Source organism: Streptomyces sp. NPDC004561 (genome assembly GCF_053602155.1).
Genome location: NZ_JBSGDB010000856.1, coordinates 1 through 1,811 on the forward strand (window position 1 = coordinate 1; position 1,811 = coordinate 1,811).

Sequence of the window (1,811 nt, forward strand, 5' to 3'; positions counted from 1 at the left end):
GGTGCCACTTCTCGGTAAGCCACCCATTCGGGCGGGGCCGGCGAGGACGCCGACGGCCGGTCAGCCGCCCGTGCCGAACGCCAGCGCCAGGTACTCCTTGCCGTACGACGTGCCCGACTTACGGGCGAAGACCTCCGACATGTACAGGCGGCCGTTGCCGAAGAGGATCTCCGCGAAGTCCGGCAGCATGGTGGTCTCCGCCTGCCGCGCACTCTGCGTGGAGGGGTTCTCCAGCAGCGTGGTCTGCTTGAAGGAGCCGCCGTCGATGCTGACGACCTGGCCGCCCTTGTCGTACGGCGGCCGCTTGTAGACGAGCAGGTTGGAGCCGTCCATGCGCAGCGGGGAGAACGTGTAGCCGTCCCCGGCCTCGGCGCGCTGGCCGGTCTGCTTGCCGGTGGTCAGGTCGAAGGCGATGACCTCGTTGGTCCTGCCGAACTCGCCGGTGCCGTCGTGCTCCTCGGTGGGCACGTACAGCTTGCCGGCCCCGGCGACGATCTCGCGGCAGTCCTCGATGCGGGTGATGCCGTCGCACTTGCCGCCGTAGGTCTTGCCCGGCGCGGAGATGTGCGCGAGCAGCCTGCCCGTCCTGTTGTCGATGGAGAAGTAGTCCGAGACCTCGCTGCCGTCACCGGCGCTGTCGCCCACGTCGGCGGCCACCACCAGCGGGTCGGTGGAGACGATGGAGGCGTACTGGATGCCCGGGTCCATCTTGTACTCGGAGACCACCTTGCCGGTCTTCGGGTCCAGGGTCTGGATCAGCAGCCGGCCGTTGTCGGAGCCGCCGCAGTTGCGCACCGCGACCAGCTTGGCGCCGCCGCCGTAACCCGCGTCGTAGCAGTCGTCGCCCGGCTTCGGCAGCCACAGCGCCTTGCCGGAGTCGATGTCGAACGCGGCACCGCCCTGGCTGTCGCCGACCGCGACGGTGCGCTGAGCGACCGTCACATTCTGGTAGTTGACCGTGTAGTCACCGGACTTGACCGTCTTCGTCCACAGCTTCTTGCCGAGGTCGAGGTCGATCGCGGCGATCTGGCTGCAGCCCGCGATGGAGTTCTTCGTGTCCGTCCTGGGCTGGTACGTGATCGCGGTCTTGTCGTCGGCGGTGACGTGGTGGCTGGCCGCGCACACCGGGCCGGGCAGCTTGATCGTCCACAGCTTGGTGCCCTTGACCGCGTCGTAGCCGACGATCTCGGCGACGCCGCTCTTGGCGTACACCTTGTCGGTCAGCCAGGAACCCGAGGTGGCGACCGTGTCGTCGGCGGTGGGCATCGGGACCTGGAAGAGGAGCTTGGCCGAGGGGTCGGCCGGCACCTTCTCCTTGCCGCCGGAGCCCTTGTCGTCCTGGCCGCCCGTGGCGCCGCCGGAGGAGGCGGTGTCGTGCTTCTTGCCGTCGCTCCCGGAGGACTTGGCATACCAGATGCCGCCGCCGACGATCAGCGCGATGACGACGACCGCCGCGACGATGATGAACAGCGCCGTGTTGTTGCGCCCGCCGCCCTGTCCGGGCTGCGGCTGCATCGGCACGGTCGGCGGCTGGCCCGGGTAGCCGTAGCCCGGCTGCACGGGCTGCGTGGGCTGGGCGTACGGGTTCGGCGCGCCGTAGGCGGGGGGCTGCTGCCCGTACGCCGGGGGCGGCTGGGGGTACGGGTTCTGCTGGGCGCCGGGGTAGCCGTACCCGGGCTGGGGCGGCTGCGGCGCCGGGGCCGCCTGCGGGTATCCGTAGCCGGGCGGGGGCTGCGGCGGCTGCGGCTGCGGCTGCGCGGGCGGGGCCGGAGGCGCCGGCGGAGTCGCGGGCGCGGCGGGCGGAGCAGCGG

Annotated in this window: 1 protein-coding gene; it reads right to left on the reverse strand. The window is 71.2% G+C overall.

All coding sequences use genetic code 11. The features are described from left to right. Positions 1–60 precede the first annotated feature (60 nt). Positions 61–1,811 (reverse strand): outer membrane protein assembly factor BamB family protein (locus tag ACWEN3_RS46135; RefSeq protein WP_452984379.1); only part of this gene is annotated, 1,751 nt, incomplete at its 5' end.